This is a genomic window from Paenibacillus terrae (assembly GCF_005217525.1).
In the GTDB taxonomy this organism is placed as follows: domain Bacteria; phylum Bacillota; class Bacilli; order Paenibacillales; family Paenibacillaceae; genus Paenibacillus; species Paenibacillus terrae_C.
Genome location: NZ_PNXQ01000005.1, coordinates 301361 through 323784, shown reverse-complemented (window position 1 = coordinate 323784; position 22424 = coordinate 301361). Strand labels below are relative to the sequence as shown.

25 protein-coding genes are annotated in these 22424 nt (G+C 44.9%); 19 read left to right on the top strand and 6 right to left on the bottom strand.

Going from position 1 to position 22424, the window contains the following annotated elements:
- Positions 1–5 precede the first annotated feature (5 nt).
- From C1I60_RS04685 to C1I60_RS04635, 14 genes are all read left to right on the top strand, one after another.
- Entirely contained in the window at positions 6–1358 is a 1353-nt protein-coding gene (locus tag C1I60_RS04685; RefSeq protein ID WP_137060701.1) for an N-acetylglucosaminidase, read from the top strand.
- 42 nt (positions 1359–1400) lie between these two features.
- Positions 1401–2456, top strand: coding sequence for a hypothetical protein (locus tag C1I60_RS04680; protein ID WP_137060700.1), 1056 nt, complete (start codon positions 1401–1403; stop codon positions 2454–2456).
- Between the two features lie 50 nt (positions 2457–2506).
- Positions 2507–2965, top strand: coding sequence for a hypothetical protein (locus C1I60_RS25185; RefSeq protein WP_252361562.1), 459 nt, complete (start codon positions 2507–2509; stop codon positions 2963–2965).
- 15 nt (positions 2966–2980) lie between these two features.
- Entirely contained in the window at positions 2981–4108 is a 1128-nt protein-coding gene (locus C1I60_RS25180) for a DUF4163 domain-containing protein (protein WP_252361561.1), read from the top strand.
- A 143-nt stretch (positions 4109–4251) separates the two neighbouring features.
- Positions 4252–4494 carry a hypothetical protein gene (locus tag C1I60_RS25175; RefSeq protein WP_252361560.1) on the top strand — a complete coding sequence of 81 codons (243 nt, stop codon included), beginning with the start codon at positions 4252–4254 and terminating at the stop codon, positions 4492–4494.
- Between the two features lie 20 nt (positions 4495–4514).
- Positions 4515–5909, top strand: coding sequence for a hypothetical protein (locus C1I60_RS04670; protein WP_137060699.1), 1395 nt, complete (start codon positions 4515–4517; stop codon positions 5907–5909).
- A gap of 28 nt (positions 5910–5937) precedes the next feature.
- Positions 5938–6084, top strand: a complete 147-nt coding sequence (locus tag C1I60_RS24380; RefSeq protein WP_170970739.1) for a hypothetical protein — start codon at positions 5938–5940, stop codon at positions 6082–6084.
- Between the two features lie 222 nt (positions 6085–6306).
- Positions 6307–6651 (top strand): hypothetical protein, encoded by a 345-nt coding sequence (locus C1I60_RS04665; RefSeq protein ID WP_014278613.1) that lies wholly within the window; start codon positions 6307–6309, stop codon positions 6649–6651.
- Positions 6652–6826: 175 nt separating this feature from the next.
- A complete protein-coding gene (locus tag C1I60_RS04660; RefSeq protein WP_137060698.1) occupies positions 6827–7900 on the top strand; it encodes an ABC transporter substrate-binding protein in 1074 nt (357 codons plus the stop codon).
- A complete protein-coding gene (locus C1I60_RS04655; protein ID WP_137060697.1) occupies positions 7900–8829 on the top strand; it encodes a nucleoside hydrolase in 930 nt (309 codons plus the stop codon). The genes C1I60_RS04660 and C1I60_RS04655 overlap by 1 nt, the downstream gene beginning before the upstream one ends.
- A 27-nt stretch (positions 8830–8856) precedes the next feature.
- On the top strand, positions 8857–9678 hold the full coding sequence (locus C1I60_RS04650; protein WP_137060696.1) for an ABC transporter permease: 822 nt from the start codon (positions 8857–8859) through the stop codon (positions 9676–9678).
- 6 nt (positions 9679–9684) lie between these two features.
- On the top strand, positions 9685–10473 hold the full coding sequence (locus tag C1I60_RS04645; RefSeq protein WP_137060695.1) for an ABC transporter permease: 789 nt from the start codon (positions 9685–9687) through the stop codon (positions 10471–10473).
- Between the two features lie 16 nt (positions 10474–10489).
- A complete protein-coding gene (locus C1I60_RS04640; protein ID WP_137060694.1) occupies positions 10490–11548 on the top strand; it encodes an ABC transporter ATP-binding protein in 1059 nt (352 codons plus the stop codon).
- A gap of 28 nt (positions 11549–11576) precedes the next feature.
- A complete protein-coding gene (locus tag C1I60_RS04635) occupies positions 11577–13304 on the top strand; it encodes an adenine deaminase C-terminal domain-containing protein (RefSeq protein ID WP_137060693.1) in 1728 nt (575 codons plus the stop codon).
- A gap of 48 nt (positions 13305–13352) precedes the next feature.
- Here the strand turns inward: C1I60_RS04635 and C1I60_RS04630 are convergent, their stop codons facing one another.
- A complete protein-coding gene (locus C1I60_RS04630; protein WP_137060692.1) occupies positions 13353–14210 on the bottom strand; it encodes an Rpn family recombination-promoting nuclease/putative transposase in 858 nt (285 codons plus the stop codon).
- A 336-nt stretch (positions 14211–14546) separates the two neighbouring features.
- Here C1I60_RS04630 and C1I60_RS04625 point away from each other — a divergent pair, with 336 nt between their 5' ends.
- The 4 genes from C1I60_RS04625 to C1I60_RS04610 all read left to right on the top strand — a co-directional run bounded on the left by C1I60_RS04625 (position 14547) and on the right by C1I60_RS04610 (position 18227).
- On the top strand, positions 14547–15674 hold the full coding sequence (locus C1I60_RS04625) for a M20 metallopeptidase family protein (protein WP_170970738.1): 1128 nt from the start codon (positions 14547–14549) through the stop codon (positions 15672–15674).
- Between the two features lie 236 nt (positions 15675–15910).
- Complete coding sequence (locus tag C1I60_RS04620; RefSeq protein ID WP_137060690.1) at positions 15911–16390, top strand: Dps family protein; 480 nt, start codon at positions 15911–15913, stop codon at positions 16388–16390.
- 150 nt (positions 16391–16540) lie between these two features.
- Positions 16541–17665: a nitric oxide synthase oxygenase gene (locus C1I60_RS04615; RefSeq protein ID WP_137061001.1), complete on the top strand. Its 1125-nt coding sequence runs from the start codon at positions 16541–16543 to the stop codon at positions 17663–17665.
- A 103-nt stretch (positions 17666–17768) separates the two neighbouring features.
- Entirely contained in the window at positions 17769–18227 is a 459-nt protein-coding gene (locus C1I60_RS04610; protein ID WP_137060689.1) for a hypothetical protein, read from the top strand.
- A 69-nt stretch (positions 18228–18296) separates the two neighbouring features.
- Here C1I60_RS04610 and C1I60_RS04605 read toward each other — a convergent pair whose 3' ends face one another.
- The 5 genes from C1I60_RS04605 to C1I60_RS04585 form a co-directional block, all read right to left on the bottom strand.
- The gene (locus C1I60_RS04605) at positions 18297–18734 is read right to left on the bottom strand and encodes an AbrB/MazE/SpoVT family DNA-binding domain-containing protein (RefSeq protein WP_137060688.1); all 438 of its coding nucleotides are present in this window, start codon (positions 18732–18734) and stop codon (positions 18297–18299) included.
- A gap of 191 nt (positions 18735–18925) precedes the next feature.
- On the bottom strand, positions 18926–19645 hold the full coding sequence (locus tag C1I60_RS04600) for a 3-ketoacyl-ACP reductase (RefSeq protein ID WP_137060687.1): 720 nt from the start codon (positions 19643–19645) through the stop codon (positions 18926–18928).
- A gap of 158 nt (positions 19646–19803) precedes the next feature.
- Positions 19804–20655, bottom strand: coding sequence for a DUF4097 family beta strand repeat-containing protein (locus C1I60_RS04595; protein WP_137060686.1), 852 nt, complete (start codon positions 20653–20655; stop codon positions 19804–19806).
- Between the two features lies 1 nt (position 20656).
- Complete coding sequence (locus C1I60_RS04590) at positions 20657–21214, bottom strand: DUF1700 domain-containing protein (RefSeq protein ID WP_137060685.1); 558 nt, start codon at positions 21212–21214, stop codon at positions 20657–20659.
- Entirely contained in the window at positions 21207–21536 is a 330-nt protein-coding gene (locus C1I60_RS04585; RefSeq protein ID WP_137060684.1) for a PadR family transcriptional regulator, read from the bottom strand. The genes C1I60_RS04590 and C1I60_RS04585 overlap by 8 nt, the downstream gene beginning before the upstream one ends.
- Positions 21537–22047: 511 nt before the next feature.
- Here C1I60_RS04585 and C1I60_RS04580 point away from each other — a divergent pair.
- Positions 22048–22335, top strand: coding sequence for a hypothetical protein (locus tag C1I60_RS04580; RefSeq protein WP_252361559.1), 288 nt, complete (start codon positions 22048–22050; stop codon positions 22333–22335).
- The last annotated feature ends 89 nt before the right edge of the window (positions 22336–22424 follow it).

Below are 22424 nucleotides of genomic sequence, written 5' to 3'. Positions count from 1 at the left end.
GGCATATGAAATGGAAAGAACCAACGTTTGGTGCAACACCTATGTTGAAAGCTTTAACAGCCGCTAATGCGCATAGGAAAGCGAAGGCTTTTGACCTGGTAGCAGAACAGAAGAAACAAAAACTGAATTATCCTGACTGGGCCCAAACCTGGATGCGTAAATACAAGGAGGATTGGTATATCGCTAAAGCAAACGGCGACGAGGTCGGGATGCGTAAAGCGCAAAAGCTGGCAGAGGGACTTCGAAGCAAGTTGCGTGAAATGGCCACGTTCCCCAAGTGGGCTCAAGAGCAGATGCAAAAAGAAACCGTCCGCTGGATGGCTGCTGAGGCAAACGGAAATATCAGGGAAAAGTTAGCTGCTGAGAAAGCGGGGCGAGCCATTCGCGAGAAGCTGGGTCTGATCGATACGAGCACTAAAGAACCACCTAAGAAGGATGATTCTAAACCTGCACAGGTACCTCCTGATAAATCAGAAAATGATAGCTTTGAAGCTGAGCTTTCTAAATTCCCGGAATCATACAGGCCTGCACTATTAAAATTACACAAGCAGCATCCCTCTTGGCGTTTTATAGCGGAAGAAACTAATGTAGATTTTAATAGTTTTCTCAAGGCAGAAATGAAAAATGGATTGGTATGCACTGAAGTGAGCAAATATGGATACTCACCGTCTTGGAGGGATCCAAAGTTTAAATATGATAGAGGATATAATGCAGCTTCTCCTAAAGCAGTTTCATATTTTTTAGATCCTCGTAATTTTCTTACCGAGTCTCGTGTATTCCAATTTTTGTCGGGTAAGTATGATAAGAACACCCAAAATAAAGAGGCTGTTAATAAAGTGCTAAGCAAAAGTTTGGCTAATAAAGGGGATGTATTTCTAAAGGCAGGCGGCAATGAGGCGAGTGCAGTATTTTTAGCGGCAAAGGCCATGGTTGAGTCGGGAGGCGGAACTTCAACTTTAGGAAAGGGACAGGTCCCGGAATATATCGGTTGGTACAACATGTATGGCATTGGTGCAAACGATGGGAGTGCACTCAAAAATGGTGCAAAGACAGCTAAGTCAGAGAACTGGAATTCTGTCGATAGTGCAATAATCGGCGGAGGTAAATGGATTAATGAGAATTATATTCAAAAAGGGCAAGATACTCTTTATAGCTTAAAGTGGAATGTAAATTCCTTCAGGAACAGTGGGACTATTAGTAAGCAGTATGCCACCAATATTATGGATGCTTATACAAAAGCGGATCGTTTTTCCAAGGGTCTTAAAACTGTGGACGCACCTCTTACTTTTAGGATACCTGTATATAAAAATATGCCTGCAACTGCTTGCCCTGAACCTACACAGGCTTCATCAAAATAATCAAGTTATTATATAAATAGGCATTTTGAAAGAAGGGGAAGTGTGGTTAATAAAAGGTTATTTGTACTTGTTTTAGTCATTTTAATTTTCAGTGGTTGTGGTGTGAATAAAGAGGTTGAGGTAAAAAGTATCGCTCCTAAATCAGCTACACCAACTATTGTTAGTCCTGAGATAACGAAAGATTCTAGTAAAGCTACTGTGCGAGATTCTGACACATTAGATCAGTTTATAAAGAAAATTCACCCCAAGGATGAGCATCTTCAAAAAATAATAAAAGAAGATTTGGACCTTGATGGAAAGCCTGAATACGTGCTTGCTTTTGGATTAGAAAAAGAGAACTTTGACAGCATATTTGTAATCCGGGAAGATGCCGGTTTTCACATCATTGATAAACTAGAGGACCCCGTTATAGTTGTACATCTAAATACTGATGTGAAAATCATGAAGCTGGATCAAACGGATCAAAAGTTTATCGTTGTATACTCTGTAGGCGATGGAGGTGCTTATGCTGAAGGTTTCTCCATATATGCCTTGGAAAATAATCATATTAAAAGTATAAATTCTGATTTTCCTAATGCTACTGGGCAAGGAATTCGGAAGCTAAAAGATACCAATCATGATGGTGTTTTTGAAAGTGTAGATTATTACGAGTTTAGTGATACTCAGGAGCATACCATCGTGGCCTATCAAAAATATGACGGAACAGGTCCGGAAAAACTGGAACTGTTGTATAAAAATAAAAGCAAAAATTTTGTATATCCAACTGATCCTAAGGCTGTGATTCAAAATTATCTGGAAGTTGATTATCTTATGAAACGGTTTGACATACCTTTCCTTGAAATGGACCAGCTCACGGATCCGGCAGCAAGGCAAACGTATGATTTTGAGGAGGCCATCGATTTTTCCAGTTTAGCATATTTATCTTACTCGGGGTTGGACCTGAGTTATGAGGAGATTAGCGGCGATGAGAACCGAAAAGTTTTTTTGGTAAAAGATAATTCATTAGAAGAAAGAGCAAAAAAAGAAATTACGTTTACGTTAGAAAAGCAGTCTGGAAAATGGAAGATTATAGACATAGGCATAAACGATAAATTGTAGAGAGCGTGATATCCAGCATGAGTTACTTGAAGTACAGGCGAATTTGTTACGTGCTGTTATTGTTATTTTCCTTCGTAGTACTGAACGGATGTACGAAGGGAAATGATTCTTCAAAAGCAGCAACAAATCATACGCTTCCTCTCCAAAATGAAGCCAAAACGATTTCCTATTCGAAAAGGCTGAATACGTTGCTAGAGACACTTCATTTAATCAGCAATGAGAATATGGATTCTGATGTCAGAGAAAGTAAGCTTCAGGACTTCACACAGGATCTTAATTTGTTGCTAAACGAACCAGAAAGTGTAGAGATGAAGGACGAAGAATTTGCAGAACAGTTTGATAACAAAATTACTGCGATAACGAAAACGTTCCAGTTAAAAAATCAACGGCTAAATGCTAGAGTTGTGAATTATAGAGCATCTAATACGCTGACAGGTACGATCGGAGATAAATACACATTTATTCAGTGGTGGAGTACGAAGAAGCTTGTACACGCCCATATGCTTTAGGATGGCGGGCCAGAAGTGACTACAGATTTTGTGGTTCGAGATTCAGAGCACGGAATACAGTTGTGGTTAGGGGGACATGTTTCATTATATCATCCTTACCCAGTATTTGTTGCTTTGTGGGAGTTGTCTGGGCAAAAGTGGATGCAGAAAAGCGTAGTCATAGATAAGATGAGGCTCCCGGATTCGTGGGAATTGAACAAGGATGTGGATGAGCTTATTTTAGAAAATAGGCAACATGATAGCATGAGTATCGAAGTTTTAGACCACGGCGATGGTTTCTTAATAAACAGGGATGATTCTGAACAGAACATTATCATTGAGTTCTCTAAAAGTGGAGAAGTCCGTATTGATTCTGAACATAGCATCACCTCAAATATTCATATTGAACAGCAAAATTATGAACTTATTCAAGCGAAATATTCGGAAAATGGGATCTTGATTAAATATCCTCAAATTACAAAACTCAAGGATGCTGTAAAGCAAAAATCTTTAAACCAAATTCTTAAGGCCGAAGCTTTAAAAGGATTACATGAATATGTCGATTCCGATACTGAGGTTCATGTCGAAATTGATTTTGAAATTAAACGGCAAAGTGAACGGTTCTTGAGTGTTCAATATACGGGTATTCGTTATGTGAAGGACGCAGCCTATCCTAATCATATTTTCTATACGAGCAACTTGGATATGAAGCGGGCTTTAAGATTAAGATTGAGTGATCTGGTAAAGATCGAAAAACCTTTTTTAAAGCTTTTAAAAAGCGGGAAATTCTCAGCTATAGAGCCAGAACAAAAAGATTTACTTGGTAATTTTACTCAAGATGAGCTAAATCAATGGCTAACAGGTGCAGACCTACTAAAAGGTTCAGCTGAGGATTCAGAATTAGGTGCGTTTAGTTATCTCACAAGTGATTCATTGGGAATTAGTATACCCGTGGCTCATGCAGCAGGGGACCATGCAGAGTATGAGATTCGTCTTGCGCAAATTCCAGATAATATCAAGCAAAATAAAGAACTATGGAGTGAGCTAAGTCCTGTTGTTGATCAGCCCTCTCTTGTTGTTAGTGGTGAGAAATTGGATACCAATCAATATGAAATTGAAGAGTCGCAGTCTTTCAGACTACTCTTGAAGGCTTTGGGAAAGTAAGGTTTGTATCCACATATGGATATCCGGAAGGTCTTCGTAAATTCTTTTTCTTTTTATTAGATGATCAAGGACATATTATATATCCATTTCCCGAGTTCTACGGGAATCATGAGTGGGTCGCACGTTACGGAGGTATAGAAGCGGTGGCCTTCAAGGATGTGAATAAGGATGGATTAAAGGATGTTATTATTATTGCTTATTATGAAACGGGATCTGGACCAGATGGTGCAAAGCCATTTCCGATAGCAGGTATCTACTTTCAGAAGAAAAATAAAACCTTTACCACGCTACCTGCACTGGATCAGGCCATCAACGATCAGGGACATAATCAAACCATTAAAGATGTCATTCAATACGTAGGCAAACAACGTATAGACGTAAACTAACCGACAAAAGGAGCAGAATCATGGGATATCCAATCATAAAGTATAACGGAACGGTTCTATCTCTTCAAAATCCGAAGGTTAAAGTTATGCAGAAAATGAATGAGCATGTGAAAGTCTTTTTAACGGGTGTGTTAACCGGCACTCAAATGAAAGAGTATACGGAACATATGGAGGCAGGAGCTAAGTTAGTTGTTTCTTACCTGAATGATGATCAGAAACAGATTGTGTTGTTTAGGGGATTAGTCACGCAGTTCAGAATCAAGATGGTTTCCAATGTAGCCCATTTGGTCGTCGAAGCCCTATCCTATACAAGTCAGCTGGATGAAGTGCTTCATAGGCAATCTTTTCAAAATGTGAAAATGAAGGTACAGGCATTACTTGAACATGTACTCAAATCATATCCTAAAGCCAATTGTACGAGCCGCTTAAAAGGGCAGCTTTTACAGGAGTTTACGATGCAATTCGACGAAACGGACTGGTCGTTTCTGAAACGTATGGCTTCTCGGCTTGGTTGGGGACTGATCCCTGATCCGATAGGAGAGAAACCTCAGTTTTATTTTGGATTACCCGATGGTGTCCATAAAGGTGAGCTGAAGCAGTATAACTACTCCATGACCAGAAAGACCAAACCAGGGGCAAGCAAAGACGACAATCTGTTGTATTATAAAGTACAAACGACGGGGCCGAAAGATGTCCTGCTACAAATTGGGACTGAGGTTAAATTCAAAGGGAAAGCTTTATATGTCTTGCAGTCGGTCGCGTTTATACGGCACAATACCTTATGGCATGAATATGTGGTAACCACCTCTGATGGAATGAAGCAGGAACTGATTGTAAACGAGAACATTCGTGGCATATCATTGAAGTCGAAAGTGATTGGAATTGAACAGGATCATGTAAAGGTATTCTTTTATGAAATGGATAAGGTCAAGCCGAACGTTAAGGAAACCTTTGCTTTTCCAACTGCTACATTTTATACATCGGAAGGGAATACGGGATGGTACTGCATGCCGGAGCTTTTTGACTTTGTAGATATCTACTTTCCGACCCATAACGAAAAAGACGCTATTGTAACCCACTCGATCCGAAAGAGATCTAAAGGGGGAGACTTTATTAAGGACCCGTCAACGAAGATATTTATGACTAAGTACCGCAAAGCTATTATATTTGAGAAAAATGAAATTTTAATCACGGGGAATGACGATGAAGTGGTGATTCGACTACTGGATGACCACGGAATTGAATTACGGAGTAAAAAGGACATCCGTGTTAAGGCTGATGGAAACTTGGTATTCAATGCGGGTAACACAATACAAGTCACGGCGAAGGATGCCATCGGTTTAAAATGTAAAACGAGTTTGGTGGAAATGGATGGTAACATCAAAATGACCGGAGAAAAGGTAAATACGCAATAACTAAATCTAGCGTGAGAGGGTAAAAAGCATGGCTAAAGAAACTACAGGGGCAATCGTAAACGAGAAACCGCCTACCCAAGAAGATATGATTCAAGAGTGGAAACGTAAAATAAGCAGAGGCGAATATCCTTTTATTTATGTAGCTCAGCATCGCAAGAAAAGCGAAGAGCGGTAAAGTTTATGGCTTAACGTTACTTGCCTATCCAGGGGATATGATATCTCAGCCGAAAAAATGCACAAAAATATTCTAAAGCTCTACAAAGTTCGACATATTGTTCGCTTTTTCGCATCATATGTTATTGTATTAGGGATTTTTATTGCTATTTATCATATATTTATGTATAATCTATCGTGTTGAAAGATTGATTGTACGTAATATGCTGATGAGGGTGGGTTCATGACGCTGCTCGACAGTAATGAAAGCAAGAAGCGGATGTGCCAGATTTACAACGAAATTTCAAAGGAACTGTTCGGCTTCGGGACCACGCTACTGCGGGCCACCGTTGAGAACAACATTGTTACCTTTGTGGCGAAGCACCGGCGTTCTCCACGCTCGGCGGCATTGGAAGTGGAAGCCCCCGGCTTGAAGCTGGAAGTGGATTTCCGAATGTCCATGCTGTATAAGAAGAGACTTCGCGAGAAGCTGATTGAGGATATGGGGCTCGATATTGAAGCTCTACTGCGTGACTATGATTCAGCAACGCAGTGGGCAATCACGAACATCATACTGAAGGAATCCTAATACAATTGGATATTCGGCTTTTCGCTTCGGATCTATCTGAGGGGAGAACCTGTTATAACGCGCAGCGGGATCAACTTATTCTTTGTTTACGAAGAAAAGTATTCTTGTTTTACAAGAGTACTTTTCTTTTTTGTGTTATCAGGTTTGCAGAATGAATAAATAGGGGGAGTTTCAAATGAAAAAATGGTTTAAAGGGTTCATGGCTTTGACCTTGGCATCTGTTGTGCTTGCAGGTTGCGGCAGCAATGCTACCGGAGGTCAGGAAGATGGAAAAGGCAGCTTGGCTGATGGCAAGGAGAAGTTAATCATTTCCACATGGGGCTTCTCCGAGGACTTTTTTAACAAAGAAGTATACGAGCCTTTTGAGAAGGAACATAACGTTGATATTGTAGTAGAGATTGGGAATAACGCAGAACGGTTGAACAAAATTAGTCAAGGAAGCACAGACGTCGATCTGATTTATCTGTCTGATTATTATGCCCAACAGGGGATTCAACAGGGTTTGTTTGAAAAGCTGGATCGCAGCAAAATGCCGAACCTGAATCAAATTTATGATATTGCCAAAGCACCGCTGGGTGAGGAGTACGGCCCTGCTTATACGGTTGGCCGCCTTGGTATTGCTTACAACCCGGAGCTGGTTAAAAAGAATGTGACCTCTTGGGCTGATCTGTGGGGCAGTGAGTTCAAAGGAAACGTGACCCTGCCGAACATTACGGCTACGGCTGGACCGATGGTTGTAGACGCGGCCTCCAAGGTAGCGGGTAGTAAAGAGTTTAATGAAGACCAGGCATTCGGGAAACTGAAAGAACTGAGTCCGAATATCGTTAAGTTTTATAGCAAAACCTCCGAGTTCGTCAACATGTTCAGTCAGCAGGAAATCGCGGGCGGACCGATTATGGAGATGTACTTCAAAGATTTGCAGGCAGCTGTGCCTGGAGCCAAATTTGTAGCACCGAGTGAAGGTGCTTATGCAGTAATGAACACAATCAACGTGGTGAAAGGCTCCGACCAAAAAGAATTGGCTGAGGAATTTATCAACTGGCAGCTGAGCAAGGAAGTTCAAGAGAAGTCCGCCAAGGCGAAGGTTGATTCTCCGGTGAATACGCAGGTAGTGCTGTCCGGTGCGGATACAGAAGGAATTACGTATGGTGCAGATGTGGTCAACAAGCTGACCAAGCTGGATATGAAATTCGTCAATGACCATATCAAGGCATGGACGGATCGCTGGAACCGGGAAGTTGCTCAATAATGAAAAAAGTCATATTAGATGTAGATACTGGTATTGATGATGCGCTGGGTATTTTATTAGCCACCAAAAGCGGCCAACTGGATGTTACAGCGATTACTACCGTGTGCGGTAATGTATCGCTTAAACAGGCAACATTGAACACATGCAAAATCCTCGACCTTTTGGATAGACCGGATATTCCGGTCTATCGGGGGGCCGATGCTCCCTTGATCCGTAAAGGATTGCATGAGCATCGTATTCATGGAGAAGACGGCATTGGTGGCGCATTGAGTGAGGTTGTCCCTGCTATTTCTGCGTCCGAGGGTTTTGCGCCGGACATCATCATTGATACAGTCATGGCTCACCGTGGAGAAGTGACCCTGGTTTGCACCGGGCCGCTCACGAATCTGGCATTGGCGCTTCTGAAATGCCCGGAGTTGACGCAATACGTCAAGGAGGTCATTTTTATGGGTGGTGTTATTCACGGATGCGGCAATATTACGCCTGTAGCGGAATATAACATGTATGCTGACCCGGAAGCGGCGCGGATCGTATTTCATGCCGGATTTGGGCGGTTGATCCAGGTGGGACTGGATGTAACACGGAAGGCACTGCTAACGGCGGACCATATTGCCCGCCTCACAGATCCGGCGATTCGCAGCTATGTGGCTGAAAGCACGGCCATTTATACCAAGCGTTATGAGGAACGTAACGGAGTAAAAGCGTGTGCGCTTCATGATCCGCTTGCCGTGGGCGTTGCGCTGAATTCGAGGCTGGTGGAGACTTCGCCAATGTATGTCGATGTGGAAACCTCCAGCCGTATATGTGACGGACAAACGGTGGGCGATGTACAGAACCGTCTCAATCATGGCCCGAACATGAACGTGTGCGAACAGGTGGACAGCGAGGCATTTCTGGAGCTATTTATTCAGGTGCTGAACAAGGAATAACATATTGATAACCGCAAGGAGCTACCCATGAAGAAAACATACTTGTATTGGCTGCTGCTGCCAGGTCTGCTCTTTCTGGCGGCGTTCATGGTCATTCCGATTGTGTTAACGATCGGCTCGACCTTCGTACAGAACAGCTCATTCACCCTAGAAGGCTATCTCCATTTCTTCAAGGACCCTTATTTTCTGAAAATATTGCTGACTACGCTGGAAGTTAGTGTCGTTACAACGCTCGTATGCGTGCTACTCGGCTTCCCGACGGCTTATTATATTTCGCAAAAGGCACCACGCCATAAAGGGATTTTGCTGGCGCTGGCTATCTTTCCCTTGCTGACCAGTCCGGTGGTGCGGTCATTTAGCTGGATGGTCATTTTGGGTCGCAAAGGGCTGTTGAATAACTTACTCATCGGTTTAGGACTCGTTGATGAGCCGCTCAATATTTTGTATACCCCGACAGCGATGATTATTGGTCTGGTTCATTTGTTTTTACCGCTGATGATTATTTCACTGATCGGTGTACTCGAAAATATCGACGGTGATCTCGTCCATGCGGCTCAGAGTCTCGGTGCCTCCAAATTCAGCGCATTCCGTAAAATTGTATTTCCTCTGTCTGTGCCGGGCCTGATTATCGGAAGCATTCTCGTTTTCGTGGGCAGCCTTACGGCTTATACGACACCAGCACTGCTTGGAGGAAAACAGCGTGTCATCGCTACATTTTTGTATCAGAACGCGATGACGCTGAATGACTGGTTTCTCGCCTCTGTTATTGCAACGATTATGATTGTCATTACATTTATCGTGGTCGGTCTCTTAAATAAGGCGGCCCATAAACTCAATCCGAAGGGGTAGGTGGATATGCGGGAGAAACATTACGGACTAGGCTTCTTTAGCCTGCTGGTCTTCGTCTTTCTGCTCGGTCCGCTGTTGATCATATCGGTCACTTCTTTCGAGCCGGGCACGGTATTAAAATTTCCTCCGCAGGGCTTTTCCTTGCGCTGGTACCAAAATATTTTTGAAGTGGATCTGTTTATGTCCACGTTCAAAACGTCGATTGTTGTCTCTTTGCTAGGTAACATCCTGGCGCTGCTGATCGGTATGCCTGCCGCTTATGCGCTTAGTCGTTTTACGTTTCGCGGGAAGGATGCGTTGAATGCTTTGTTCCTCTCCCCGCTGCTCATACCGGGTATTGTACTGGGCTTTACGCTGCTGCGTTATCTGATCATTGTTTATCATTTGCCGGTATACGCAGGACTGTTGATCGGACATACGGTGATTATGCTGCCGTTCATTATACGGGTCATTGCGTCCAGTTTGTCCAACTTTGATTTTGCGATTGAGGAAGCAGCGCTCAGCTTGGGAGCCGGACGACTGGAAACCTTTTTCAAGGTGGTACTGCCCAACATCCGTTCGGGTATTATTGCGGCTATCCTGATTGCCTTTCTGGAATCATTCAACAATGTCGACATTTCCGTCTTCATGACAGGACCGGGCTTCAGCACCCTGCCTATTCAAATGCTGACCTACGTCGAAAATTATTTTGACCCGACGATTGCAGCAATTTCGGTAATGCTGATGATTTTGACCGGTATTCTAATGTTCTTGATTGAACGACTGATGGGATTGTCTTACTTCACTAAAAGGTAATGGAGGCTTCAACCATATGGCACTGCTTACTCTGGATCGTGTATCGGTCGCTTATGACAACCAACTGATCTTGCAGGATTTCGATTTGCAGCTCGAACGGGGGCAATTGCTCTCGTTGCTCGGACCGAGTGGATGTGGAAAAACGACCACGCTTCGTCTGATTGCAGGATTTCTCGAAGCTAAACAAGGAACGTTTTTGTTTGGCGATAAAGATTACACCCGGGTTCCGGTCAACAAACGGAATTTCGGTTTTGTATTCCAAAGCTATGCGCTTTTCCCGCATTTATCCGTTTTTGATAATGTTGCCTTTGGACTGCGGCTGCGTAAGGTGAAGGAAGATGATATAAAACGCCGTGTTATGGCTATGCTGGATATAGTCAGTCTGGGGGGCTTTGAAAAGCGGTTCCCCGGCGAACTGTCCGGTGGACAGCGTCAGCGTGTTGCGATTGCACGGGCACTTGTGATTGAACCCGACCTGCTGCTGTTCGATGAACCGCTGAGTAATCTGGATGCGAACCTGCGTGTGAATATGCGTGTTGAAATTCGCCGTATTCAACAGGAATTGGGGATTACCACTGTATACGTATCGCATGATCAGGAGGAATGTTTCTCGATTTCTGACCGGGTTGCGATTATGAACAAAGGGAATATCGAGCAGTTGGATGCGCCATCGACGATTTTTAAATATCCAACCACCGAATTTGTCGCCCGTTTTATCGGATTCAATAATTTCTTGTCCTTTGACGAACGCGTTGAGGAGGGGGAACGAATTCTCCTGAGTACAAGCGATCTTTCGTTTAGTGTGGCCCGTAATCAGGGTACAGTCCAGCCGGGTGCCCGTCAGGGGGCTATTCGTCCGGATGATTTGGTTATCCGCACAGCAGGCAATGAGACGGGAGAAAATGAGTTTCCCGGCATTATCAAGGTGAGCACTTACCTGGGGCGCAGCTATCAGTATGTGGTAGAAACGGCGAAAGGAAGCTTCACCGCTAATCAGGAGATGGATACGCCGTACCTGAGCGGTCAACGGGTTGCCTTGCATTTTCCGGCAGATAAAATGGTGCTGGTCCAATAATCAGCGGGTTCGATGAAGGAGATACATCATGCGTGCAGACAAAATGATTTTACAAGTTAAAGTGTATAACAGCTATTACAAGACGTTCGAGGAAGGCAATGTTGCTATACTTGACGGCAAGTTTATGTATATTGGTCAGCGTGGCCTGGAGTCGTTTGAAGTGAATGAAATTGTAGAAGGGCACGGGAAATATATGATTCCCGGTCTGATCGACATTCATCTCCATATTGAAAGCACAATGGTGACACCGGCGACCTTTTCCTATGGACTCATTCGCAACGGTGTGACGACGATTGTACCGGAACCGCACGAAATGGCGAATGTTTTTGGATTGGAAGGCATTCAGGAAATGATGGCGGCCAGCAAGGATTGCGTGGCTGATATGTTTTACGGTATTCCAAGCTCTGTCCCGGCAACGCCACTTGAAACCTCAGGAGGCGAAATTGATATTCCCGAGATTGACGCACTGCTGCAAACCGGTGAGATGATTTGTTTGGGTGAAATTATGAACTATGTGGATGTGATTCGTGATCCGGAGGGCAAGACCAACCGTATTTTACGCCATGTTCGTGAGCATTACCCGGAGCTGATCATTGAAGGACATACGCCGCAGTTGCTTGATCTGGACCTGCATCAGTTAATCTACGCGGGAATTGGCTCTGACCATACCCACCAAAGTATTGAAGGCATGAAGGCTCGTATGGCTGCGGGGATGTTCATCGAGATTCAGGAAAAATCCATGACCCCTGAAGTGATGGAGTATTTGATTCAGGAAGACGTGGCGCAGCATTTTTGCTTTGTAACGGATGATGTGATGCCGGATTCCTTCGTAGAGCGTGGGCATCTGAACCATATTGTAAGCAAAGCAATCGGGATGGGCATGAAGCCTGAGCATGCGGTCTATGCTGCTACGTTCACGCCTGCGACACGGATGCGTATGCACGACCGGGGCACGATTGCACCGGGGAAAATAGCTGATTTTGTCTTGTTGTCTGACCTGAGCCATTTTGAAGTAGAGCAGGTGTACAAGAACGGGCAAAAGGTATTCGATAAATTTGAAGAGTATCATCAAGATTCGTTAAGCTGCCGTTTCCCACCTCATTTTTACCAAAGTGTACAGCTGAAGCCGCTCACAGAGCAGGATTTTACCGTAGAGCTGGATGTAGCGGATGGTACACATCATTGCCGTATTATGATGGTGAAGGACGGATCGACCTTTACAAGCGAATGTATTGCACCTGAGCAAGTGGCGAATGGTGAGCTGATGTGGGAACAGAGCGAACATGGGCTTATCGCTACTTTTGAGCGGTATGGTAAGAATGGCAACCGTGCCTATGGTTTGATCGGGGGAGATACCATTAAGCGCGGAGCGGTGGCAACCACGTATTCGCACGATAACCATAACTTGCTGGTCGTAGGGCATAACAAGCAGGATATGATATTGGCGGCGAATACGGTGCTTTCCAGTCAAGGCGGCTTTTGCGTAGTTGAAAATGGCAAGGTGCTGTCCCATTTGCCGTTAACCGTAGGCGGGATTCTAACAGAAGGACCGTTGGAAATGGTAGCGGCCCACGTAAAAGAGCTGCGTTCTGCCTTGCTTTCGCTCGGCTATCGCCATTACAATCCAATCATGTCGCTGAGCACTCATTCCTTGCCAGTCAGCCCGGCTTTGAAAATTACCGATCACGGCCTGATTGATGTAAACGCGGGCAAGGTTGTACCTTTGATTGTGGATCCCTTGGAGATAAAAGAATAATAGTAGAGCGGACCCTCTTGCGGGTCCGCTCTTTTGTCATGGTCAGTTTTATGATTGAAGCGCTCGAATTTCAGCTTCCGACAAACCGGACGCTTTGGCGATAATATCTATATCTAAGCCTAAACGGAGCATATTTCGTGCAATTTCAGCCCGACTTTCTGCTTTACCCTCGGCTTTACCTTCTGCCTTGCCTTCTTCTTTTGCTCCTTCAATCATGGATGCCTCATCATGTAGATACCGTTGTCTTGCTTCATATTGAAGACGGGCTTCCCGATCCTGACTTAGGAATTCCAAGGTATTCATCGCTTTTTTCAGTACAGGCTCGTTCATGGTCAGCACCTCCCATTGTGATGGATTCGCTCCTTTTAGAAACAAAAGCCAGTTTACCAATCCGCCGCCCTCCATCGGTACAGTACGATGGTCAAGCTTGGGTAGTTCTAGAAAATGTAGTTCGATATCATCACTGAGTGAGATACCTGTTCGATCTTCCCGAAGATGATATACATTATGATACTGATCATTAGGCAAAAAGGAGTAGTTCAGAATATTAATGGTAACGCATTTTCGAAGTAACTTATATGATTGGCCTTCCTGTAGTTGACCAGCATACTGCTTGCTCCAGTAAAATAGAGTCCTTTTATCGGTATCATATTTATTAAATAACTGCATTTCTACGTTAATCAATTCGCCTTCGGATGTTCTGGCTCGGATATCCAGAATGGATTGTTTGTCACGAGGCGCATCTTTATCTGTATAAGGATTAAGTAAAATAATCTCGGTCAGTTGCGGTCTATCTGCTTCAGCAAACGTATGATTCAAGAAAGTCAGCAGCACATCCCGATTTTCATCGCTTCCAAAGATACGTTTAAACAGAAAATCATTTCGAGGATCAAGTAGCTCTGTCATGTACATCAACCCCATTTTATATTCTATTATACCACGTAAGCCATAACTCACATACATCACGATTGTGAACAAGGTAGTGATAATGGCGAAGCTTTAGCAGACAAAATTAACATCTTCTATACTCGTATTAATGTAACCTATGTATAACGCGTTGACGGCTTGCGGGATAAAGACTACATTTAGGCTGGATATATACTACAATTATTCCGATTGGATTTTAGGGGAGTGTTCAATAATGACTCGTGCTTTTGATGGTCTTGTAGTGCCGGACGCGTTGGAAACGGATTTGATTGCATATAGAGGGAATTGCATCGTTACCCGGAAGTTTTGTTTAAGGTGGAACGGACGGCTGCGTACATAGCGGAGCTTCTCCAAAGCTGGGGGCTGGAGGTACAGACAGAAGTCGGGAAGCATTTTGGTAAAGGAGTAGTTGGTATATTACGTGGAACACAGGCCGGGGATACGGTGCTACTGCGTGCAGATATAGACGCTTTGCCTGTAACAGAGCAAAACACCGCCGATTATATCTCCACGATACCCGGAGCCATGCACGCGTGCGGTCATGATGCACATACAGCGATGCTGTTGGGAGCCGCCAAGGTGCTCAGTCATAATCGAGATCAGGTTCGAGGTACGATTAAGTTTGTTTTTCAGCCTGCAGAGGAGGGAGCATTGGTGTCTCCCCTGGATGGTAAGCTGATTAGCGGAGGAAAGGATCTGGTCGAAGATGGTGTGCTGGAGGATGTAAAAACGGTGTTTGCCATGCACGTATGGCCGGATCTTCCTGTAGGAACGATTGGATTTCATCGGCACACGTCTATGGCCGCTTCTTCACATTTTACAATCCGGTTTGCCGGACTTTCGGGACATCATAGTACGCCCCATCTTTCCTCGGATGCCATAATTATGGCCGCCCAATTCATCACGGATATTAAAATATTTATGTCTACCGCCATCGATCCGCAGGAAGCGGCTGTCTTATCTTTTGGTACACTGCAAGCAGGCAGCGCCAAAAATGTCATCGCAGGTCACAGCGAAATTACAGGAACCTTCCGGGCTTTTCGCACAGAGACGGTTGAACGGATCACCCAAGCGATTGCCGATCGTGCGAACAGTATTGCGTCTTTACATGGCGGCTCCGCACATATTGTGCAACGGACAGGAACAGTTCTTCAAAACAATCCTGTGGTCGTACAAGCTGCGGTGCGCGCGGCAGCGAGGGTCTTTGGATCGGAGAGTACGAGGATACTGAATACTCCCTTTTTGGCCGGGGAAGATTTTGCGTTGTACACACAACAGGTTCCCGGCGTATTCGGTTTTATCGGGATAAGTACGCCCGGTAAACAGCCAGCCTATCCGCTACATCATCCCCAGTTTGATATAGACGAAAGAGCCCTGATTCTGGGTACACGCATGCATATAGATTTTGCGTTGCAGGCATTGAACGGAGTGAAGATGAAGTGAATTTTCAAAGGATATGATACTTCACGTAATCTTCATGATTAAGACCTAATAAGCTCTTGCAAATAACTGACCTAATGTTATAATTAAAACAGGATTTAGATTAAGTCTAAATTAATTAGTAAGTATTTATTGGAATCACGTATGGGATTTACAGGTTAATCAAACACTAATGTCACAGGAATTTTTCAGGCTTCACTCCAACTATACTATTGATGATCATGAGAGGGGAATTACACATGAGTACATTAAATCACACGAACGTCCAACCTACACAAGAGGCTATTCAAGAATTGCATAAGGCTTTGAACCGTCAGGTAGCTACCTGGTCGGTGTTGTACACGAAGCTGCATTATTTCCACTGGTATGTAAAAGGACCTCATTTCTTCACACTGCATGCAAAATTTGAGGAGCTTTATAATGAAGCGACAGCTAACCTGGATATGATTGCTGAACGTTTGCTGGCCATTGGAGGCCGTCCTGCCGCTACCTTGAAGGAGCATTTGCAACTGTCAACTATTCAGGAGTCAGCAGGTGAGCAGACAGCCGAGGATATGGTAAAATCCGTGGTTACGGATTTCAACACCATCACTACTGAGCTGTCTAACGGCATGGAAGCAGCGGAAGCGGCACATGACAAAGCGACTGAGGATCTTCTTAATGGTTTGAGAGAAGCGGTGGATAAACATATCTGGATGCTTAGTGCATATTTGGGATAATATTCTGGGAGGGATTCCCACGGATATGAAGATCAGGTGAACAAGACACTCATCCCGTTGGTTCCAGACCGCCACTGGAGTATAATGACGGATAGGCGTGAAAGACAACGGGCTCATAAGTATGGAGAGCTGCTGGGATGGGGTGTACGTATGGAAGTAAAGCAACAGCTTTTGCGTGAAGCAGAACAGTTTATATATACATGTTATGAGGAGCTGGGCCGAAGCCGCGATGAAACGGAGGCCCGGCTTCTTGAAATTCATCATGACATAGATACTACGGGAACGTATGATCATACCTATGATGAGCTGGAGCATGGGGCACAGATGGCTTGGCGTAACAGCAATCGTTGTATCGGTCGTTTGTTTTGGGATAAGCTTCTGGTAAGGGATGCTCGCGACGCCTCAAGTACAGTGGAAGTGGTTCATGAGCTGTTAGAGCATTTACGCATAGGCACAAATGACGGTAAAATCAAGCCGACGCTTACCGTGTTTCGCTCGTCCAAGCCGGGCCAACCGGATATTCGCATTTGGAATCATCAATTGATTCGATATGCTGGCTATGAGACCGCTGAAGGGGTGATCGGGGACCCGATCTCGGTTGAATTCACAAATGCGTGCCGCCGCATGGGCTGGCAAGGAGCGATGACTCCCTTTGATGTATTGCCGCTGGTTGTGGAAGCAGGTGGACAGCCTCCTGAGCTGTTTGATATTCCCAAACATCTGGTACATGAGGTGCCTATAGAACACCCGGAGCTACCAGGTTTGGCTTCGCTGGGTTTGCGTTGGTACGCCGTGCCTATGATTTCGGATATGACGTTGGAGATTGGAGGTATCATCTACACCGCAGCTCCTTTTAACGGCTGGTATATGGGGACAGAGATTGGTGCGCGTAATTTTGCCGATCCCTTTCGTTATAACATGCTGCCGCAGGTAGCTGAGCTGATGGGGCTGAATACCTCAAGCGAAACGACGTTATGGCGTGATCGGGCGCTGGTGGAGTTGAACAGTGCTGTGCTGTATTCTTTTAAAAAAGCGGGAGTCAGCATTGTCGATCACCATACGGCAGCTGCACAATTCCAGCTGTTTGAGGAACGGGAAGCCCGGGCGGGGCGTGCGCTCACAGGCGATTGGACATGGCTGATCCCGCCGTTATCCCCGGCGACAACGCATATATTTCACAGTTCCTACGATAATCGGCTTGTAAAGCCAAATTTCGGAGTTCAAGAAAAGCCGTATATGCAGAAGAAGCCCCAAGGCTGCCCTTTTCATTCTTGATATGTTCATAGAAAGCTTTAAGTATCAGATTCAGGTTCCTATTCTATATTGAATAGAGTAAATTCAGCTTTTTCATATCATAAGGTCGAGGAGCGAGGCGGAGTTGGAAAGAAATCAGGCAGAGCGCATCGTCGCTAAACTTTTGCAACGGGCAGATATAGGCGTGACGGTCAAGCTGGAGAAACGGTTTCCCGGCGGGCGGCTGATTGGGGGTAAATATGCCATGAATACTCACGCCATTACAGTGTATACGGACACGATTGAAACACAATGCATTCTGATGTTTGGCAGCGTCGAACGAGTCGAGGAATACTTTACGATTGTGCTTGCGCATGAGATTGGACACGCCGCTGATTCTGAGCTGCCTGACCTCTCCGATGCTATGGAACAGGAGAGTGAGTTAGGGACCAGGCAACGGCTTGCGCTGCAAATTGAAGAAAACGCATGGAACTATGCGCTCGAATTGGTGCCGGAGATTGAGACAACGTTCATTTCCGCCGTTATTGACGAGTCCTTGTTCGCCTATCGGGTCCCGGTCCTGGAGCAGTCTGACATTGCATAAGGAAGATGATCCGAGATCCGACAGGCTCTTTTTTGTGTGGCGAGATCAAATGCGGGTCATTGGAACGATTCAAAGTAGAAGTTTTTTTAGCTGTGACACGCGTCCCTGAGACAATTCGAGCATCTCGGCCAATTCTTTTTGTGAAACATTAGGGTGCTTTTCCATGAGCTGTTTTAGTTTGTGCAGGAGCTCAGTCTGATTTCTGTAATTTCTTCTTTTCTTGGGCTGAGCAGGACGAGCTTCGCCTGAATGACTGGAGGGATTATCGCTCTTTAACTTCTCAATGCAATCGTTGCATATCAAATGATCTCTGAAGTAGCTCAGGTTATCTACGGCACTGCAAAAATAACAAGATACCCCTGTATATTTACGGATCATCAGGCCCTCTGGTGTAATAAAAAAATCAAGGGCATCTCCAATATTAATATTCATAGAATTGCGTAGCTCCTTGGGCAGTACAATGCGGCCCAGATGGTCTAATGGTCGTGTCATTCCTGTATTTTTCATTATTCATTTCCCCTTTCATAATTGCGCTTATCGGTGCAAAAATCGTAGGTTATGTATGTTGTAAAGTACAAAGCGCGTATATTGCAGTTTGAATTGTATTAGCTATGAACAAAAAAGAAGCTCCAGCATGACGAACAATGACGTCTGCCGGAGCGTGGTACAGCCCAATGAATCTAAGATGTTGAGTCAAATTATTGTGGGTTGGTTGTCCAAATACCGGCTACTTTTAATTGAACCCGCGAAGGCAGCTTCAACGCCGCCAATGTCAGATCGGCCATATCCTGCGGCTGAAGCATGCGGTCCTCGTCGCCAATCGGCAAACCTGCATTTGCCGCCAGTTCCGTATTGACTGTGCTTGGAGTCAGCGCGGTAACGCGAATGTTGGATTTGCGAACCTCCTGCATCAGTGCCTCCGTGAAGCCCATCAAAGCAAACTTGGAGGCACAATACGCCGAGCCTGTGGCAAAGCCTCGTTCCCCTGCTGTGGAGGATACATTAATAATGTTGCCACTCTGCTGAGCAAGCATGCTGGGAAGAACCGCGTGTGTGACATAATAGGTTCCTAGCAAATTCACGCGGATCATGCGTTCCCACTCTTCCGGGTCCATGTCTGCGACTGTGCCGAATGTAGCAATTCCTGCATTGTTAATCAAAATATCGACAGCGCCCAAATCGTGCTCCAGCGAGGCTACGGCTGCAGCGGCCTGTACGCGATCAGATATATCAGCAACAGCGCTAACCACCTTCACGCCGTATGTACTCCCCAGTGAATCTTGCAGCTTTTGCAGGTCAGGTAGTGTGCGTGAGATTAATCCCAGGTTGACGCCTTCCTTGGCCAGGGCCTCGGCAATGGCTTTACCAATGCCCTTGGTAGCGCCTGTAATAATGGCTGTTTTATTTTTAAGTTCCATCCATTCTCCTCCTTATGGTATTCATAGTTGTGCATTTAAGCACATGGTTATATTATACTGATTTCATTTCCCCGAACCAAACTTCAACTCCAGTCAGGTCACGTAAGTTGCTTGACTGCGATCTGAAGTGGAAAACTTCTTGTTATGGTCATATTGGCTTATTTGGAAATAACAATATTGCCCGAAGTCGTTTCGACCTTCATAACGTTCATACTACCGGGAACGGATTCGGGAGTATCTATACTTCCTAATTGGGAGCGAACATTATAAATACCTTTAAAATCAGGAGCCTGCTTAATCCTCACATCACCGGAGTGGGAATCAACTTTCAGGTTGGCTGCGGTACGTTGTGTGATATTCGTACTACCGGAGGTCAGGGAAACTTGACCATTGCCGCTATAATCCCGAATTGTGGCATCCCCTGAAGTGAGGTGCAATTCCATATCTGCTGTAACCTGACTAGCCCTAAAACTGCCGGATGTTAACTTGGCGACCAAGCGGGTGCTTTGGAGATTTGAAATCTCGGCAGTGCCTGAAGTGGCTGTGATGGTTGTGTTTTGAATGGAGGCATCCTGGAGTTTTACGCTCCCCGAATGTACATCTGCCTGTAGCCCTTTTAGGATATCACCAGCGGGCATTTCTACCGTGATCGTTTGTTCCAAATCAGGAGAGATAGAGAAGAATGACAAGGAAAGGGCTGGCTCAGATTGGATAGAAAGCTTACCGTTTTCAATACGGGTATTATAAATCTGGTCGGCTACTTGCGTCTGAACTTCTCCACTCATGCGTATCGTGCCCTGCTCGCCGGAACCGGGAGTAAAGACAATAGAGACATCATCGGAGCTATTCACTTTAAGTTCCTGTAGCTGTCCACGTGTGAATGTCCACTTTTTATCAATAGCTGTTATTTCCCGCATCGCTTGTTGGTTCCATGGAGCACCGTAGGCTACCATCCCGGCCACACCGATGATGATACATAGACCCGCTGCAATAAACCATTTTTTACTCATGTTACTCGCTAGCTCCCCTCAGGGTAGTCTGATTCCATTTCCAGTATCGAACCGTACCTCTGACCAGAAGGTTCAGAAGGTAGCGTACTCCAGGCAACAGGAATAGGCCAATCCCGGTCAACGTGATGGCAAAAAAGAATTTAGCGGGATAAAAGTTGCCGTTCAGCGCATAATCTGCGACAGCGAGAAGGGGGGCCACTATCAAGCTGACCGCTGCTGCGGCTAACGAAACCCATACTGCCCACAAAGAGGCTAAGACAGGAATGGAGATTAATAAATTGAGAAACAACAGACCTAAGAAAGTAAATAGATTGCGTGCGAAGTTTCCCTGGCGAAGCGGAGGAGGGGAAGTATTCCAGGTTGCATTGGGATCATCCAGCGCTTCGCGAGCGATATCCTCGGGGTTGCCCAGTTCGTTGGCAATTTCGGCCTCACTTTTTCCATTCGCCAACCCATAGTCAAAATGCTGACTTAAGTCACCAAGCAGCTCATTACGTTCCTCTGCGGGGAGAGGGGAGAGACGTTGCTCTACCTCTGTGAGAAACTGTTTTCTATTCATCGGAATTTCCTTCCTCCAGTAGGCTTGCGACATGATGGACAAATTCATTCCATTCCCGTGTAAGTATGCTCGTGTAATTGCTGCCTGCATCGGTCAGCCGATAATATTTACGGGGGGGTCCCTCGGTCGATTCCTGTAAATAAGTTGTACAGTATCCCTCTGATACCAGACGGCGAAGCAGCGGATATAAAGCTCCTTCGGCTACTTCGATATGACGGGAGACGGCCTGAGCCAGTTCGTAGCCGTAACGGTCCCTACGCCCAATTAAAACAAGAACGCACAGTTCCAGCACCCCTTTTTTGAATTGGATGTTCACATTCATGAGCGGTGCTCCCTTCCTGGATGTTATCATTGCTTCATAGATGTCGTTTGGAGTATGGGGGGAGAAATGTGTGCTTGAGCATAAATGAATTCAGGTACTAATCATAAATCAGTAGTCAGGTATAATTTAACATCATGTACTGTTTAATGCAAGGTTCTAAAATTTTAAAAATAAATGTACGGGCTTATTTTAGGAGCTTTCTTTCGCTTTTAGAGTCAATAAGATAGCGAATGCTGTTGAAAAAAGTAGTTCTATTTAGAAAAACGCCGAATCTTAGGGGATTTGTGAAAAAGGGACCGCTTTAATTTCATTCTTAAGAATGTTAAATTGTAATACCAGCATGTTGCAACATTCGATTCCCAACGCTCGAAAGTACAATAGATATACGAACTAAACCGTTTCAATCTATATATGGCTGATTTGAAATCGCTTTTGGGATTGTTGCAAAATGCTCAAATAAAAGGATCCATAGAGTTGAAGATCATTTCTTATGGAAAGGATGGGGCAAAGGATGAATTGGGAACGCTGGTATACGGAGCTGGATCAGGATGATGAGACTTGGGATGTATCAGAGGAAGTCGTGCTTCGGGGCACGGTACAACTCCATTTTTGCGGACAGGACTCGGAGGTGGAGATAGAGTTTATTGTTTCTGCCGATTCCGAGGAAGAAGCACAGGCCGTAAGAGAGCCTAAGCAGGAACAAAAACAGACATGGGAGCAATATATGGCACATGGGTCAGACATTCATCCTCATGTGCTGGAAGCGATACACCATTACTATGTCACGTCTGTTGATTAACCAGAATAAGTAATTTGATTAATAGAAGCAGAGACACGCTTAAGAAGAACATGCTGAATCTGGATCAGCCATTCCACCGGTAGATTTTG